The 16,690-nt window shown below is 44.1% G+C and carries 15 protein-coding genes; 12 read left to right on the top strand and 3 right to left on the bottom strand.

Annotation, left to right across the window (positions count from 1 at the left end):
* Window positions 1–358 precede the first annotated feature (358 nt).
* Window positions 359–1,105 (bottom strand): bifunctional 2-polyprenyl-6-hydroxyphenol methylase/3-demethylubiquinol 3-O-methyltransferase UbiG, encoded by a 747-nt coding sequence (gene ubiG / locus FLM53_RS01890; protein WP_176680947.1) that lies wholly within the window; start codon window positions 1,103–1,105, stop codon window positions 359–361.
* Window positions 1,106–1,363: 258 nt separating this feature from the next.
* Here ubiG and gyrA point away from each other — a divergent pair, with 258 nt between their 5' ends.
* Both gyrA and FLM53_RS01880 read left to right on the top strand, forming a co-directional pair.
* On the top strand, window positions 1,364–4,033 hold the full coding sequence (gene gyrA, locus FLM53_RS01885) for a DNA topoisomerase (ATP-hydrolyzing) subunit A (RefSeq protein WP_176680948.1): 2,670 nt from the start codon (window positions 1,364–1,366) through the stop codon (window positions 4,031–4,033).
* A 174-nt stretch (window positions 4,034–4,207) separates the two neighbouring features.
* Window positions 4,208–4,837 carry a tetratricopeptide repeat protein gene (locus FLM53_RS01880; protein ID WP_176680949.1) on the top strand — a complete coding sequence of 210 codons (630 nt, stop codon included), beginning with the start codon at window positions 4,208–4,210 and terminating at the stop codon, window positions 4,835–4,837.
* A gap of 39 nt (window positions 4,838–4,876) precedes the next feature.
* Here the strand turns inward: FLM53_RS01880 and FLM53_RS01875 are convergent, their stop codons facing one another.
* Window positions 4,877–5,221 carry a rhodanese-like domain-containing protein gene (locus FLM53_RS01875; RefSeq protein ID WP_176680950.1) on the bottom strand — a complete coding sequence of 115 codons (345 nt, stop codon included), beginning with the start codon at window positions 5,219–5,221 and terminating at the stop codon, window positions 4,877–4,879.
* Between the two features lie 126 nt (window positions 5,222–5,347).
* Entirely contained in the window at window positions 5,348–6,778 is a 1,431-nt protein-coding gene (gene nrfA, locus FLM53_RS01870) for an ammonia-forming nitrite reductase cytochrome c552 subunit (protein ID WP_176680951.1), read from the bottom strand.
* Window positions 6,779–7,260: 482 nt separating this feature from the next.
* Here nrfA and nrfB point away from each other — a divergent pair, with 482 nt between their 5' ends.
* The 10 genes from nrfB (at window position 7,261) to FLM53_RS01820 (ending at window position 16,580) form a co-directional block, all read left to right on the top strand.
* Window positions 7,261–7,845 carry a cytochrome c nitrite reductase pentaheme subunit gene (gene nrfB / locus FLM53_RS01865; protein ID WP_176680952.1) on the top strand — a complete coding sequence of 195 codons (585 nt, stop codon included), beginning with the start codon at window positions 7,261–7,263 and terminating at the stop codon, window positions 7,843–7,845.
* A gap of 3 nt (window positions 7,846–7,848) precedes the next feature.
* The gene (gene nrfC / locus FLM53_RS01860) at window positions 7,849–8,535 is read left to right on the top strand and encodes a cytochrome c nitrite reductase Fe-S protein (protein ID WP_176680953.1); all 687 of its coding nucleotides are present in this window, start codon (window positions 7,849–7,851) and stop codon (window positions 8,533–8,535) included.
* A 2-nt stretch (window positions 8,536–8,537) separates the two neighbouring features.
* Window positions 8,538–9,512, top strand: coding sequence for a cytochrome c nitrite reductase subunit NrfD (gene nrfD / locus FLM53_RS01855; protein ID WP_176680954.1), 975 nt, complete (start codon window positions 8,538–8,540; stop codon window positions 9,510–9,512).
* A 131-nt stretch (window positions 9,513–9,643) separates the two neighbouring features.
* Complete coding sequence (locus tag FLM53_RS01850) at window positions 9,644–11,560, top strand: heme lyase CcmF/NrfE family subunit (RefSeq protein ID WP_176680955.1); 1,917 nt, start codon at window positions 9,644–9,646, stop codon at window positions 11,558–11,560.
* Window positions 11,541–12,095 carry a DsbE family thiol:disulfide interchange protein gene (locus tag FLM53_RS01845; RefSeq protein ID WP_176680956.1) on the top strand — a complete coding sequence of 185 codons (555 nt, stop codon included), beginning with the start codon at window positions 11,541–11,543 and terminating at the stop codon, window positions 12,093–12,095. The genes FLM53_RS01850 and FLM53_RS01845 overlap by 20 nt, the downstream gene beginning before the upstream one ends.
* Entirely contained in the window at window positions 12,092–12,532 is a 441-nt protein-coding gene (gene nrfF / locus FLM53_RS01840; RefSeq protein WP_176680957.1) for a heme lyase NrfEFG subunit NrfF, read from the top strand. The genes FLM53_RS01845 and nrfF overlap by 4 nt, the downstream gene beginning before the upstream one ends.
* A gap of 89 nt (window positions 12,533–12,621) precedes the next feature.
* Window positions 12,622–12,798, top strand: a complete 177-nt coding sequence (locus tag FLM53_RS01835; protein ID WP_176680958.1) for a hypothetical protein — start codon at window positions 12,622–12,624, stop codon at window positions 12,796–12,798.
* Window positions 12,799–13,007: 209 nt separating this feature from the next.
* Entirely contained in the window at window positions 13,008–13,643 is a 636-nt protein-coding gene (ribA, locus tag FLM53_RS01830) for a GTP cyclohydrolase II (protein WP_370780665.1), read from the top strand.
* A gap of 177 nt (window positions 13,644–13,820) precedes the next feature.
* Window positions 13,821–15,080 carry an imelysin family protein gene (locus FLM53_RS01825; protein WP_176680959.1) on the top strand — a complete coding sequence of 420 codons (1,260 nt, stop codon included), beginning with the start codon at window positions 13,821–13,823 and terminating at the stop codon, window positions 15,078–15,080.
* A 111-nt stretch (window positions 15,081–15,191) separates the two neighbouring features.
* The gene (locus FLM53_RS01820; RefSeq protein WP_176680960.1) at window positions 15,192–16,580 is read left to right on the top strand and encodes a di-heme oxidoredictase family protein; all 1,389 of its coding nucleotides are present in this window, start codon (window positions 15,192–15,194) and stop codon (window positions 16,578–16,580) included.
* The last annotated feature ends 110 nt before the right edge of the window (window positions 16,581–16,690 follow it).

Raw genomic sequence — 16,690 nt, 5'->3', positions numbered from 1 at the left:
GTGCTACAACTGATATTTTTCAAGGTAAAGAAATTGGGTTGCTTGTGGATAAGTGGTGGATTGAAAAAAAACTGTAAGTGACCACTAACTGATGAGGTTAGATGTGACTTGATTGTATAAAAGTCGGCTTTTAAGGATGCTTTATTTTTGCACTCCCATAAAAAAAAATCCCTTGATCTTTGGACAAAATGAGCGATGGATTTTGGGTGATTAAAATTAAATCTAGGTGGTCAAAATGGAAGCTAGCGCACGAAATTTAGACTGAAAAAAGTCGCAAACTTATGTTAATTGCAACTCTTTTCATTAGTCTTTTTTACAAAAGGTTTTACGGTAGGGATACTGGTAATTACACGAGCAGTTATTGGGCGAAATTTTGAGTGTGAACGATGTAGTTTACATCGACATTGTGGCCCAAACGGTAGCTGTCAGTCAGTGGGTTATAGTGCAGACCAGTGATGCCTAACTCTTGCAGCGGAGTGTTATCAATCATCTTGATGAGTTCTGCAGGGCGAATGAACTTCTCGTGCTCGTGAGTGCCTTCAGGAACAATCTTAAGCAGCTTCTCTGCACCAACAATAGCGAACAGGTAAGATTTGAAGTTACGGTTCAAGGTTGAGAAGAACACGTGACCACCCGGTTTCACTAATTTTGAACATGCACTAATCACTGATTGTGGATCAGGAACGTGCTCTAGCATTTCCATGCACGTTACCACATCGTAAGTTTGTGGATTCTGTTCTGCGTGGTCTTCGATGGTGCTCTGGATGTAATCTAGCTTGGTGCCTGTTTCTAATGCGTGAAGACGTGCCACTTCTAGTGGTTCTTTACCCATATCTAGGCCAGTGACTACTGCGCCCTCAACAGCCATGCTTTCAGCCAAAATGCCGCCACCGCAGCCAACGTCGAGTACTTTCTTACCAAATAAACCTTCGGTTTTTTCTAGCACGTAATTTAGGCGCAGTGGGTTGATTTGATGTAGAGGCTTAAACTCGCCTTCCAGATCCCACCAGCGCGACGCCATGTCTTCGAATTTTTTGATTTCTGCTGGGTCTACGTTCTGTGATTTAGTCATAATCGGCATTTCCAAGTTAAATAATGCATCCATGAAATTGCAGGCATTATAACTTGCCTTTTCGCCCTGACCAGAAGATCTACAATTTTGCTAGTTTATTGGATGTAAAGTGACCATGTTTCAGCAAGATATGATGCGGAGGTGCAATTTCTCATCAATTGATTGGCTACAAGGGTCACAAGATGGTAAAAGGAGAGGGAAAGTGATGCCTCCGTAGGTAAATTTGTGTTATATTTTTCGGTCTTATACGTATTCAAAAATACGATCTGACTATAGAGGGAAAATGGCTCTATGAGCGATCTAGCGAAAGAGATCACGCCCGTAAATATTGAAGATGAGCTTAGAGGTTCATACCTAGACTACGCGATGTCCGTCATCGTTGGTCGTGCCCTTCCAGATGTGCGTGATGGCCTAAAACCTGTACACCGCCGCGTTTTGTTCGCGATGAATGTACTAGGTAATGATTGGAACAAACCATATAAAAAGTCTGCTCGTGTAGTAGGTGATGTAATCGGTAAATACCACCCACATGGTGATAGTGCTGTATACGATACTATTGTTCGTATGGCGCAACCGTTCTCACTGCGTTACATGCTAGTTGATGGCCAAGGTAACTTTGGTTCTATCGATGGCGACTCCGCGGCTGCAATGCGTTATACCGAAGTTCGTATGGCGAAAATTGCTCACGAGCTCCTGGCTGACCTTGATAAGGAAACTGTGGATTACGTACCGAACTACGATGGTACAGAACAAATTCCAGCAGTACTTCCTACAAAAATTCCTAACCTATTGGTAAACGGTGCTTCTGGTATCGCAGTAGGTATGGCTACCAACATCCCACCACATAACCTTGGTGAAGTTGTTGATGGCTGTTTAGCATTTATCAATAATGAAGATATCACTATTGATGAGCTAATGGACTATATCCCTGGTCCTGACTTCCCAACAGCAGCACTTATCAGTGGTCGTAAAGGCATCGTAGATGCATACAAGACTGGCCGCGGTAAGGTTTACATGCGTTCAAAAGCGGATATCGAAGTAGAGAAGAATGGTAAAGAAACCATTATCGTTACTGAGATCCCTTACCAAGTAAACAAAGCTCGTTTGATCGAGAAGATTGCTGAACTGGTTAAAGATAAGAAAGTAGAAGGCATCAGTGCACTACGTGACGAGTCTGATAAAGACGGTATGCGTATTGTTATTGAATGTAAGCGTGATGCAGTAGGCGAAGTGGTTCTTAATAACCTATACGCTCAAACTCAACTGCAAACGACTTTCGGTATCAACATGGTTGCGTTGAACAACGGTCAACCACAGTTGTTCAACATCAAAGACATGCTTAAGTGCTTCGTAGACCACCGTCGCGAAGTTGTGACTCGTCGTACTATCTTCGAACTGAAGAAAGCGCGCGACCGTGCACACATCCTTGAAGCATTGTCTCTAGCACTTGCTAACATTGATGAAATCATTGAACTGATCAAGAGCGCTCCAACACCAGCAGAAGCTAAAGTTGGTTTAGTGTCTCGTGGTTGGGATCTTGGTAACGTAGCTTCAATGCTTGAGCGTGCAGGTACTGATGCGGCTCGCCCTGATTGGTTGGAAGACCAATACGGTATCCGCGATGGCCAATACTTCCTAACGGAAACACAAGCACAAGCTATTCTAGAACTTCGTCTTCACCGCCTAACTGGGCTAGAGCACGAGAAGATTCTAGACGAGTACAAAGCACTTCTAGAAGAAATCGCTGAGCTAATGCACATTCTTGCAAGCACTGAGCGTTTGATGGAAGTTATCCGTGAAGAACTTGAAGCGGTACGTGAAATCTATGGCGACGAGCGTCGTACAGAAATCACAGCTGCAGTTCATGACATCGACATGGAAGAGCTGATTGCTCAAGAAGACGTTGTAGTAACGCTTTCTAACGCAGGTTACGTTAAGTACCAAATCCTAAGCGACTACGAAGCTCAGCGTCGTGGTGGTAAAGGTAAGAGTGCAACTAAGATGAAAGATGAGGATTACATTGAGCGCCTGCTTGTTGCTAATACTCACGATAACATCCTATGTTTCTCTACTCGTGGTAAGACATACCGCCTGAAAGTTTACCAACTGCCATTAGCAAGTCGTACTGCTCGTGGTAAGCCTATCGTGAACATTCTTCCTCTAGAAGAAGGTGAGCGTATTACGGCTATCCTGCCTGTTTCTGAGTTCTCTAACGAGAAATTCATCTTCATGGCAACAGGCGACGGTACTGTTAAGAAGACATCTCTGGATCAATTCGCAAACGTACGTGCTAACGGCCTAATCGCTGTTAACCTACGTGATGACGATTCACTGATCGGCGTTGACATCACTAACGGTGATAGCGACATCATGCTGTTCTCTAAATCGGGCAAAGTTGTTCGCTTTAACGAAGACAAAGTACGTGCAATGGGCCGTACTGCCTCTGGTGTTCGTGGTATGAAGCTTCCAGAAGACGATCAAGTGGTTTCACTGATTGTTCCTTCTAACGAAGGCGATATCTTAACTGTGACTCAAAACGGTTACGGTAAGCGTACTGAGCTAGCTGAATACCCAACAAAAGGCCGTGCAACGCAAGGTGTAGTATCTATCAAAGTCTCTGAACGTAATGGCCCAGTAGTTGGCGCTGTTCAAGTTGAAGAAGGCGATGAAATGATGATGATCACCGACGCAGGTACACTAGTACGTACTCGCGTAGCGGAAGTAAGCCAAGTTGGTCGTAACACTCAAGGTGTAACACTGATTCGTACTGCTGAAGACGAGAACGTTGTAGGTCTACAACGTATCGACGAAGTAGAAGAAGCTGAGATTGTAGAAGGCGAAGCTGAAGAAGCAAATGCTGAAGCAGTTAACGCAGAAGGAACAGTGGCTTCTGATTCAAGTGAAGAGCAAGCATCAGATGCTTCTGACTCTGAAAGTGATAGCGAGCAAGACACTGAGTAATCTTGATTACGCTAAGTAATTAAGCTTACCATTGAAAAAGCCGAGCCTAAGTGCTCGGTTTTTTATTGCCTGTTGTTTGTGGAGAATCGTTAAATACCAATAGCTATACCTTGATCAAGTTTGCTTTGTGGCGAAAGAGGTAGAGTGGATGGGCGGATAAAAAGGGAGAGTAAAATGGATATCTGGTTACTGGTTGCTTTGTTATTGATGAGCCTGTTTTTGGTGGTGCTCGTCGTTGCATCAAACAAAAACAGTAGTAGCCTTAAGGGGAACCTTCTTATCTCATTCGCCGCAGTGCTACTCAGTAGCATTATCTGGTTTCAAATGAAGCAAGAGCTGCCTCAGCCTCCTTCCAATGACAACGAAAATTACACCACAACAGATTTCCAAGATGAGCTGCAACAAAGCCTTAAGCAAGACCCGAATCAATCTGATTTATGGTTTAAGCTTGGTGGTGTTTATATGCAGAAAGGGGAGTTTGATGCGGCGTTCACCTGTTACGATTACGCGATTCGTTTAGATCCTCAAGCGCCTTCAGGCTTGTATGCCGCTAAGGCTACCGCACTTTATTATCTCAGTTCACAAGCGATGAGTGATGACGTAAACAAACTGCTAGAGCAATCTATGGATCTTGATCCGAACGATCGAACGGCCTTAATGTTAATCGCCACCGATCACTTCATCAGTATGCGCTATCAACATGCGATCGATGCGTGGACTCAAATTCTCGACTCTAATCAGAAGGGGATTGATCGTGTATCTATTATCCACTCGATCAACCAAGCCAAACAGATGCTCCGTTAAGCTTGGTACAATCGCTAGTCGTTAATCGTTTGTCTTTCGTTATTTACTTTCCTGCATTTCAATCAAGCCACCTGCGTTGTGGATTTGAGTAAACCCTTGAGCCTGCAAGAATTGATAGGCTTGTCCTGAGCGATTACCACTGCGGCAATACAAGACAATAGGTTGCTCTTTATCTATGTTGGCAAAGTGTGTCGCGACCTCGGATAGTGGGTAGTTAATGGCGTTGTCTATATGCCCTTGCTTGAACTCCTCAGGTGTTCTGACATCAACCACTAATGCGCCTTTCTCAATTAACTCCCAACCTATATTGGCGCGCTCAGACGCGTGAACGCCAGAACTTAATAGTGCAACGCACAATGCTGAAAGTGAAAGTAGGGTTCTCATTCTTGATTCCTTGAATTGGCGAGTAGGTTGGAGGTAGGTATTGATGTGTATTCCCCCAAAACCTAAAAAAACCAGCCACACAATAATAGTGTGACTGGTTTTTACGTAATGGTCTAATTGAAGAAACTAGTATTCGTAGTTCGCTTCACGTTTTTCAGCTTGCTCTTCCCACTTAGGAACAACCGTGTCTAAGAAGTGTTGTTTCTCAGCGTTCATCTTATCCATGTCCATTCCTAGCGCTTTTTGAGCCGCTTCTTTGGTTGAGATATCAGGAATTTCGATAGGGTCGGTGATGCCTTTCTTCGCTAATAGACGAATGATCTTAGTACGAGCGTCGGCTGCACGGTCAACGGCTGTACCTAGAACCTCAAGCGCAACTTCTGGTGCATGCATATGAACACCATGAGATGCGATTGCGTAGTCCCAACGCCATTGAGCGTGACGAATATCCAGTAGGATAGGCTCCATCTCTTGCTCTGTTGCACCCGCTTCCCATGCCGCGCCTGCTTCAAAGTGAGCGGCAACGATTTGTTTCTCAGCAGTCAGCTTCATGTTTAGCACTTGAGCTTTACGGCTTGAAACGATGTTACGCATGGTCTCTTTAGATTGGGTATGACAGTTAGCACACGTATCTTCGAAGCGGTCAAACGGGTTACCCACTTTATGATCGGTGTAAACCGTGCCGTCTTCTTTGGTGACTTTAGGCATATGACAGTCAGCACAAACGACTTTGTTCTTACCGTGAATACCTTCACGCCATGTTTCATAGCCTGGGTGCTGCGCTTTTAGCATTGGCGCTTTAGATACCTTGTGCGTCCAATCCTTAAAGTTGATGTCATCGTAGTACTCTTCCATTTGCTCAACACGTGTCCCTTTATCCCAAGGGAATTTCACGCCTTTGGTTGGACCGGTGAAGTAGTATTCCACGTGGCATTGGGCACAAACTGAAGCTTGTTGGTCTAAACGGCTCTGTTCATCAAACTTTTTACCAATCGCTTCGAAAGCGCGTTCAACATAAGGACGCGTCACTTTCAGTGCTGGCTCGCCGTTTTTGAACTCATCGCTTTGGGTGTCATGACAGTCAGCACAACCAATAGGGTTGACGATCTCGTTACCAAGACGTGCCCACTTACCTTCGAAGTAGCCGTCTTCACCGCGTTCTTCAATAACACGTGCAACGTCTGGGCTTTTACAGCTCCAACATGCCATTGGCATTGGACCTGAGTTTTCGTCGGTCGGACCGCCAGTACGCAAGGTTTGTCTTACATCGTCAATCGCATAGAAGTGGCCGCGCGCTTTGTTGTAGTCTTTTGCGAACCCGTAGCCAGCCCACATGATCACCATGTTTGGATCTTCTTTTAGCGCATCTTCAATAGTTTCACTTTCAGACGTTTGTCTCCATGAGTGATATTGATCAGGATGGTTTTGCTCGAACTGGTCGTTACGAGGATCACCAATTTCTTTTTGTTCAGACGCAGCAAAACTGGTCGCGCTTGCTAGTGACGCGCTAACCATTAATAGTGCTGTGACGGAATTACGTATCCAGTGCTTTTTCACAGTGATATCTCCAATATACTGATTTTTATACCAAGCGTTGTGAGTTTGCTATTCAAATTAAGAACTGGAGAATTCCTGTTTATATTAATTCATAAATAAACACATTTTGTTACGTGTCGGAAGTTTGCTTGTTTTAGATCAATTAATGGCAGTGACTTTAATCACGTTGAAGTTTATATAACCCTAAAGGGGTATGTGTTAGCATGTGGAGGGGAATTTAAGTGATAATTATTATCAAATATAACAAGCAATTACATACTATGACCTTGTGATAAATAGGGTGATTGTGTTCACATATTAGCCTTCGTAAATTTCGCATTACCCAATTAGAGGTATATTCTAAATATAGAAAGCGTTGTGGCTTATCCAAAATAAGAATTGATATCATTTAAACGTTAATAATATCGTTTAAGGGTACTTTTGTTTAACCGGAATATTATTTAGTTGAGAGTTAAATAATGCCGGTATAAGGAAAGGATAAAATGGGCAATATTAAATTGGCCATAGTCATAATGCTTAAATCCCTTCTAGCATTCTGCCTCTATGGTTATTCCATTCATGCTGTTGCTGAGCCTGCTGTTACGCCAGTAGGAGAATCAACAAGACATGAAGTTGAATTAATCCGCGACAAAGACTACAAGTGTGTTCAATGCCATAAAGATTCCAAAGAAACGATATTGGGTTCACACGGTAAGAGCGCACACGCTTTACTTGGTCGTGAAGTGAATTGTACCGATTGTCATACCTCTATTGGCCCCGATCACCGTGAAGGTGCACCTGAAGTGGTGAAGTATCGTTCGGCTCAATCGCAACCGGGAACTGAAAAGGTTTTCCTCGATCCTAGCTTAATTTTAGACGCCAATAGCCAATGTATCGATTGTCATAAACCGGATGATCTGCGTGAAGCGAGCTGGACTCACGATGTTCACGCACAGAACTTAACGTGTTCAAACTGCCATGATGTTCATGCGACCGAAGCTAAGGTGTTGAGCTTAGATAAAAAGCAAACCATTAAGCTGTGCGTGGATTGCCATTCAGACTTCAACCAGAAGAAAGAAGGGGAGTAATCTATGAGCTGCTCAAGAAGAAACTTTTTAGCTGGCGCAGGCGCAGTGATCTTTACGACCGGGGTTGCAGGAACGGCGGCGGTAACAAGCCGAAAAACGTTGGCCAATGTTCAGGAAGATGGCACTAAGCGCTACGGGATGGTTCATGATGAAACCGCGTGTATTGGTTGCACTGCCTGTACTGAAGCGTGTCGTGAAGTAAATAAAGTGCCAGAAGGTGTATCGCGCTTAGAGATCATTAAGAGCGAACCTCAAGGCGAATATCCGAATGTTGATTACCGTTTTACCCGTAACTCTTGCCAACATTGTGATAATGCTCCGTGTGTGATGGTTTGCCCAACGGGTGCAGCCTATAAAGATGAGAAAACAGGCATTGTTGATGTGCACAAAGATAAGTGTGTGGGTTGTGGTTACTGCTTATTAGCTTGTCCATATCAAGTGCGCTTTTTCCACCCAGAGAATAAATCCGCTGATAAATGTAACTTCTGCCGTGATACTAACTTGGCTCAAGGGAAGTTACCTGCTTGTGTTGAATCTTGCCCAACTAACGCGCTGATATTTGGCGACCTGAACGACCCTAAGAGTGAGATAAACCAAGTGCTTCAATCGGAAGTGGTTTATAGGGATAAAGCCTACCTAGGGACTCAGCCAAAACTCTATAAAGTGCCACACCAAAAAGGGGAGATTTGATTATGAGTGCATGGGACATAGCTTTTCAGTCTGGTACCGTGGTATGGGACTGGATTATAGCCATCTATCTATTTCTGGCGGGGATGTCGGCAGGTGCCGTCATGATTTCCATTTACCTTAAACGAAAGGTCATTGAAGGCGATCCTGCTCATAATGGTGTGTTAAAAGCGACCGCTTTTCTTGCGCCATTTGGGATCATTTCAGGCCTGTTGATCTTGGTCTTCCACCTAACAAAACCGTTATCCTTTTGGAAGATCATGATCTTCTATAATCCAACGTCTGTGATGTCGATGGGTGTGATCTTATTCCAAGTGTATATGGTGATCTTATTCCTTTGGATCGGCATTATATTCCGAGATCAAATCGTCGTGTTCTTGAATGACCAAGCTTGGTTAAAAGGACGACTCGATTTTGTTGGGAATTGGATTGGCAAAATAGAAGTGTTTGAAAATGCTTTGGAAATATTCTTAGCTATTCTTGCTCTGATGCTTGCCGCTTATACTGGCTTCCTGCTTTCGGCGTTAAATACCTTCCCAATGCTGAATAACCCAGTACTGCCGATTCTATTCTTATTCTCGAGTTTATCTTCCGGTGCGGCTGCGTGTATTTTGTTTGGTGTTTTGGTTTTCAAAGAATCGCCACACAGCATCAGTGTTTCTTGGATTCACGGATTTGAGCGTCCGGTTGTGATGTTCGAGTTGTTTGTTCTGGTGACTTTCTTTACTGGGCTGGTATTTGCTGGTGGACAAAGTGAACAAGCGGTGTGGAACGCGATTGGCAGCGGCTTCTGGGCAAGTTGGTTCTGGTACGGCGTTATTGGAGTGGGCATGGTTTTACCCTTGTTACTCAATGCCGTTACGCCAGACTCTATTCGTCATAGTTCGGTGTATATCTTTTCCGTGACGTCTTTGAGCTTAATGGGCGTGTTAATGCTACGAACTTTTGTCCTTTATGCTGGGCAATTAACACTCGCTTAATTCTGCTCAAGTTTGTTAGTGAGTAGATGTTGGATACTGGGCATCTGCTTACTAATTCTCTGTTTCTTTGCGTAAAGAAGCTAACAACGGTTTTACTTGGCTCTGCTTAGGTGGAGCCTTATTGAGGTGATATGGTCGGTTCTTTGGGGCTGTTTAGTTTAGTTTTGGTCGCTGTGCTTAGCAGCATTATCGCTGTGCATTCGATTTACCCAATGCTCGCTAAGCAATCACCGAATCTAGGTTTAATTCGCAGTTTCTCTCTTTCAAGCGCACTATTTTCCATTGGCGCTATTGTTCTGCTTGGCTATGCCTTTATCAGTGACGACTTCTCGATTCTGTATGTCGCAGAACATTCTAATACACAGTTACCTCCCTTTTTCAAAATGGCAGCCGTGTGGGCAGGGCATGAAGGCTCATTGTTGTTTTGGGTATTGACCATCAGCTGTTGGTCCGGTGTTATCGCTTTGCAAAAACGCTACTCAAGTGAATATCAAAGCCGTGTGCTGTGGGTGATGAATGTACTACTCGCAATATTCGCTTGGTTCACGTTATTCGCATCAAACCCATTTGAATTGAATTCAACCTTGCCGCTTGAAGGGCGAGATCTTAATCCAATGCTGCAAGATGTCGGTTTGATATTTCATCCGCCATTACTTTATCTAGGTTATGTAGGGTTTTCGGTTGTACTGGCCTTTGCAGTCGCAGCGCTATTAGTGGATCCGATCGAGTTTGACTGGGTCGCCCATTGTCGAAGCTGGTGTTTAGTCGCGTGGATCTTTTTAACCGCCGGGATCATTCTTGGCTCTTGGTGGGCATATTACGAATTGGGCTGGGGCGGCTGGTGGTTCTGGGATCCTGTTGAAAACGCCAGCTTGTTACCGTGGCTCACTTCTACCGCTTTGCTACATACTTTGGGTGTTGCCAAGGGCAAGCAACAATTGTTGAAATGGTCTCTGAGCCTTGCCTTCATTACGTTTTGTCTAAGTATTCTCGGCACCTTTATTGTTCGCTCTGGCGTACTCACTTCAGTACACGCCTTTGCGGTTGACCCAAGTAAAGGTATCGCACTGTTGCTGATTTTGGTCGTGGTGTTGGTGAGTTCGTTTTCTCTGCTTATTGTGCGTGGTGAATCTTTCGAATCGAGCCCAATCACGCGCTTTGCCAGCAAAAGCTTTTTGAGTTTAGTCGCCGTACTCATTTTTGTATTGGCAACGGCGGTTGTGGTGTTCGGTACTTTCTATCCAATGGTGTTTGAGTTGTTAGGTCTTGGAAACATATCGGTAGGTGCACCTTACTTTAACCTGCTAATAGCACCGTTAGCTTTGCTCGCAATGGGCGTTGTTGGCCTTGCTCCATTGCTCAGCATCAAACCCCAAGCTTCGAAAGGCGTTATGGCGTTAATCGCTCTGCTATCTATTGCTCTCGGGTTTACTTGTTATGTTTTGCAAGTAGAGAAGATTCACGTGATGGCACTGATGACATGGTCACTCGCGTTTTGGGTTGTACTGACTCATGTTTATGGTCTAGCGGTCACGCACAGTTCCAAATTCCAACGCAAAGTATGGGTAATGACATTCGCACATGTGGGTGTCGCAGTATTAGCCGTAGGTGCCGCGATGAATAGCTACCATTCGTTTGAGCGGAGCTATAAATTGAGCCCCGGAGAACAGGTTGAGTTTATGGACTGGACGCTTTCTCATCGTGATACTGAGCTTTATGTTGCATCGAACTTTACTGCCGAAAGGGCAGTGCTTGACCTAGAGGCTAATGAAGGAAGCTTTTACATCACACCTGAAAGAAGGCATTACCAAGTTCGAGTCATGAACATGAGTGAGCCTGCAATGAAGTGGTTCTGGCATGGCGACGTGTATATCACCATGGGGGAAAAGGTGGATTCAACCGCTTATGCATTCCGCGTTCAATATAAGGCTTATGCTCGTTGGATTTGGTTCGGTGGGTTGTTCTCTATTTTAGGTGCGTTGCTCTCATTGATTTATCGTAAAAAGAAAACCGTTAAGGCGTCACAGTATGAATACCAGCGTTCGTAACAAACTCATCACGCTTATTGTATTGGCACTGATCGTGGTGTTGGCGTTTTTGTTCGCGCTTGATAGCAAGCAACAAACCACCACAGTATCGACGCAACAGAGATCGTTTCCTGAATTTACATCGGCAGCGTTAGCCAATAGCGAAGGCATCAGAGGGCAACAAGAGCTAACGCGAGCGGATATTACTGAGCACCCTTACCAGTTGGTGAATGTCTGGGCGTCATGGTGTGGTATCTGCAAAACCGAACATGCCTTTTTACTCAAACTCCACAATAAAGGCATTCCTATTGTTGGGCTCAATTACCGAGATAACACAGCTGCCGCTATTAATGTGTTGTCGAACGATGGAAACCCATATTTAAAAGTCATCAGCGATCCTCAAGGGAAGCTAGCCTTGGAGTTAGGAGTCATCGGAACGCCGGAGACATACTTGGTTGATGCTGACGGTCAAATCATTAAGAAGCTACTGGGTGTGATTAATGAATCCGTATGGCAAAACGAACTTGCCATGTATTTTGATGGTGAGATTGGATGATGAAGTCTTTAATACAGATGGTCGTAATCTTGTCTGCAGTTATTACTGTTAGCTTTCCGACCATGGCAGAAGAGTTGTTTACAGCCAGTAATAAAGAGACAAGCATTCAAGTTGAACTGTTTGAGTTTGAAAGCCCGGATCAACAGCAGCGTGCTATTAGCTTGGCAAAAACGCTGCGCTGCCCTCAATGTCAGAATCAAAACCTGATTGAATCGAACTCGCCGATAGCAAAAGATTTACGTCTTGTTGTGTTTAATATGGTGAAAGAAGGGAAGAGTAATAATGAAATCACTCAATATATGACAGAGCGATTTGGCGAGTTTGTGCTTTATAAGCCAGCAATGAGCGCCTCAAACCTATTACTTTGGCTTCTACCAAGCCTATTATTTCTCTTATTTATATATTTATCAGTAAAAAGTGTTAGAAAGGGCTCATAAAAAATATGTATTACTGTTTACCAATTGAGCTGTATTTTGTAACATTAAAGGATTATAAAGGCTAAGCACTGTTATATAAGGATGTATCTGTGGATAACGTAATCTCAAATTTAAAGAAAGAGTTCCATACTCATGTCCAGTCAGACAAGTGGGCAGAAAAATACAGTGCGAAGTCGAGCATTTCTACACTTACGCAAGAAGAGCTCACTGAATTAGAAAATGCTTGGGTTCAGCTTGTCATCTGGAAGCAAACTCAAGTAAGTTGAGCGTTCTGTAAAAACACAGTCTTAGTCGCAAGTGATTAATTTACAACCCCACATTGACCACCTCAATGTGGGGTTTTTTCTTATCTGAAAAATAAATTGTTATATTATAACAATTTGTTCGTGGTCGACCTTGAAAAAAATTGTTAACAGCCTCATAGTGTCTATCATTAGATAGTCCACTACAAAATATTGCCTAGACATATCCTGTAGTGTTGTTAAATACATTGAATTTTCAAGTGAGTATAGCTATGGCGGAAGTGCGTGCCAGAATAGATTTCAAAGTAGGGGTAACAAGCAGTATCGATGCTGAACTTCTGTCTTTTCATGGGTTGAAAACAGATAAAGAGCATGTGGCTGTAATATTTAAATCAGCAGACAAGACACAAGACATACCTCTTGTTCGTATGCACTCTGAGTGTCTTACTGGTGATGTTTTCCACTCTTCTCGTTGTGATTGCGGTGAGCAACTAGATGAAACCATTAGAATTATGGGCGAAACGGGCGGTGTGATTCTTTATCTACGCCAAGAAGGTCGTGGTATTGGTCTATATAACAAGATTGATGCGTACCGTCTCCAAAGCGAAGGGATGAACACTTACGAAGCGAATAACCACTTAGGTTTTGGCGATGACTTACGTGATTTCACTGAAGCGGCAGAAATGCTACGTGCTTTGGGTACTACAAAAATCCGCTTAGTGACCAACAATCCTAAGAAAATCAATGAACTTAAAGAGTTTGGTATTGAGATTGCAGAAGTAGTGAACACCTCTGCTCACATTAAGTCGGGTAACGAAAGCTACTTGAAGGCCAAAGTCTCACACGGTAAGCATAATCTGGATATCTGATTAGCCATCTTTGTTGCGTATAACACAAAAATGTTCAAAGACCTCACAAATGTGAGGTTTTTTTGTATTTATCTTGCAATAAAATTGTAAGTTTGTATTATTCAAATCCGTAGTGTAAATGATAATGGTTTGCACTATTACTACGAATAATAATTTAAAGCTCAACAAGGATGCTTCATGACCATTAAATCTTTAGTGACAAAAGCCGTAACTTCGTCACTCATTTTTGCCTCTGCTTCTTCTTTCGCAGCAGTAACTCAAGATCAAGTTGTAGAACATTACGCAGATATTGCTCATGCAGTGTTTGCCGATTCAGTTATCACAGCAAAAGCGTTGAACTCTTCTATTGATACCTTCTTAGCTTCTCCTTCTGCTGGCAACTTCGAACAAGTAAAACAAGCTTGGCTTGAGTCTCGTGTTCCTTACCAACAATCTGAAGTGTTCCGCTTTGGTAACGTTGTTGTTGATGATTGGGAAGGTCAACTAAACGCGTGGCCATTAGATGAAGGCCTTATCGACTACGTTTCTTCTGATTACCAATATGAGCTTGGTAACGAAGGCGCTAGCGCAAACATCGTTGCGAACAAGACTTTCCAAATTGGTCAGACAACTGTTGACGCAACAAACATCACCCCTGAGCTAATCGCAGACCTTAACGAGATCGGCGGTTCTGAAGCGAACGTAGCATCTGGCTACCACGCGATTGAATTCCTACTTTGGGGCCAAGATTTAAACGGCACTAACAGCGGTGCAGGTGAGCGTGCTTACACTGACTTCGTTGTTGGCGCTGAGTGTACTAATGGTAACTGTGACCGTCGTGGCGCATACCTAAAAGCATCAGCTGAGCTACTTATCCAAGACCTAGAGTGGATGGAAAAGCAGTGGGCTGAAGGCGAGAAAGGCAACTACCGTCAAGAGCTTCTTTCTGAATCTAGCGAGAACGGCCTACGTAAAATGCTATTCGGCATGGGTTCACTGTCTCTAGGTGAGCTAGCGGGCGAGCGTATGAAGGTGGCACTAGAAGCTAACTCAACGGAAGACGAGCATGATTGTTTCTCTGATAACACGCACAACTCTCACTACTACAACGAGCAAGGCATCTACAACGTTTACACGGGTCTATACAAGCGTGAAGACGGTACTCTACTTTCAGGTCCAAGCCTATTTGACCTAGTAGAGCAAAAAGATGAGCAAGCTGCGAAAGAGATCCAAAAGCAGTTTGACCTAGCACGTGCACAAGTAGGCGAGCTAGTAACGTCTGCAGAGAAAAACAACCAGCACTTCGATCAGCTAATCGCTGCTGACAACGCTGCAGGTAACGCGCTAGTAAACAAAACAATTGTTGCGCTAGTGTCTCAAACTGCTGCAATTGAGCGTGCTGCTGGTGTGATTGGTATTGATAGCCTAAACCCAGACACGGCTGATCACGAGTTCTAAGAACCCGAGACCAAAACCAATGTAAGGGCTCTCATTGAGCCCTTAATTGTTTGCTATTCAAGAAAGTCACTCCCAAATAAAACTAAAATCAAAAACACAGCAAGGCAATGTATGAAGTCGTATCTCTCAGCCTCACTATTAACCGCACTGTTTTTCGTATCTCCATTACACGCCCATGAAACCTACTCTGGTGGCAAAACGACCGTGAAGAAAGAGGGAGCGAACGCTTTTTCTCTTCCCGCAGCCAATCTACCAATGAGTAAACGCCTGGATTTCAGCGTAGGTAACAGCTTCTTTAGAAACCCTTGGGTTCCCGCGCCGTCATCAACCGATGCTCGTGATGGATTAGGGCCACTATTTAATACTAACGGCTGTCAAAACTGCCACATCAAAGATGGTCGTGGTCACGCGCCAGAAAAAGGCGATGAGAACGCAGTATCCATGTTGGTTCGTTTAAGCATTCCGGCTGAAACGCCAGAGCAAAGACAAGCCTTTATTCGCGATGGTGGTATCCCAGAACCGACTTATGGCGGTCAGCTACAAGATTTCGCACTTCAAGGTGTTAAGCCAGAGGGTAAAGTGAACATCAGTTACACCGATGTCCCTGTTGAATTCAAAGACGGCACTGTCGTTACTCTGCGTAAACCCATTTTGAAAATTACTGAACTTGCGTTCGGTGAGATGCACCCTAAAACTGAATTCTCAGCACGTGTTGCTCCGCCAATGATCGGCCTTGGCTTGCTTGAGAGCATTCCAAAAGAAACAATTTTAGGATTTGCCGAGCAACAATTGGCAGACAAGCAGGGCGTATCGGGTAAAGCCAACTATGTTCTTGATGTTCAAACCAATGAGATGGCGCTTGGTCGTTTCGGTTGGAAAGCTGGACAGCCAAACCTAATGCAGCAAAACGCAGCAGCATTTAATGGTGACTTAGGCCTAACAAGCAGCTTGTTCCCGAACGAAAACTGCACGTCAGCACAATCGACTTGTGATGATTTCCCAAATGGTGGTGAGCCAGAAGTCAGCGACAACATCCTAGATTTTGTTGAGTTCTATTCGCAGCACTTAGCAGTACCTATTCGTCGTAACGTAGATAACCCAGCTGTCGTGCAAGGTAAAAAACTGTTCAAAGACGTTGGCTGTCAAAGCTGTCACCAAGCTGAGTTCCGCACGGCTGAGCGTGAAGGTCTGCCTGCATTATCTAATCAGTTAATTAGCCCATATACCGACATGTTGCTACACGACATGGGTGAAGGCTTAGCGGATAACCGCCCTGAGTATCTTGCTAATGGTCAAGAGTGGCGCACCACGCCATTGTGGGGATTAGGTTATACCAAAGAAGTGAATGGTCACACCTTCTTGCTTCATGACGGTCGCGCAAGAAACGTTATGGAAGCGGTGCTTTGGCACGGTGGTGAAGCTGAAATGGCAAAACAAAAAGTTCTGTCTTTGAATGCGACCGAGCGCGAAGCACTACTGGCATTTTTGAACTCGCTATAGGCAGTTTGAAGCTAAGCGCCTCTACGACTGAGTTAGCTCGAATAAAAAGTTAACTTAAAGCACACAACCGCTGAACTTGTAGGAATACGAGCTCAGCGGTCGTTTCATAT

Origin of the sequence: Vibrio sp. Scap24, assembly GCF_013394185.1 — a bacterium.
GTDB classification, from domain to species: Bacteria; Pseudomonadota; Gammaproteobacteria; order Enterobacterales; family Vibrionaceae; genus Vibrio; species Vibrio pomeroyi.
The sequence above is the reverse complement of the archived record's forward strand: the minus strand, read 5'-3'. Positions and strand labels throughout refer to the sequence as shown.